Annotated in this window: 1 pseudogene; it reads right to left on the bottom strand. The window is 26.9% G+C overall.

The features are described from left to right. Window positions 1-28: 28 nt before the first annotated feature. A pseudogene (locus tag A6M14_RS14160) lies at window positions 29-297 on the bottom strand (hypothetical protein); the annotation flags it as partial.

Below are 297 nucleotides of genomic sequence, written 5' to 3'. Positions count from 1 at the left end.
CACAGATCCAGTCTATGAATATATATTTCTAAAGAAACAAATACAAATAAATCAAAACAAAAGCTAATATATTAAAATATATTATTTTTTTCTTTAACAATTCTTTAACTTTAAAATCATTTAAAAATAACCCATAACACAAGCCTGTAATTAGATCCATAAAGATAGTCCAAGTGTCGGTATACATCTTCCACCATTCTTTCGAAACTTCTCCTGTATGGCTCCATCCAAAAAGAACAAAAAATGGCATAGCAATAATTAAATAGCTAATACAGACAGTTAGCAAATTAAGAATAC

Origin of the sequence: Acinetobacter portensis, assembly GCF_009372215.1 — a bacterium.
Classification (GTDB): Bacteria; Pseudomonadota; Gammaproteobacteria; order Pseudomonadales; family Moraxellaceae; genus Acinetobacter; species Acinetobacter portensis.
This window is presented reverse-complemented; position numbering and strand designations above follow the sequence as displayed.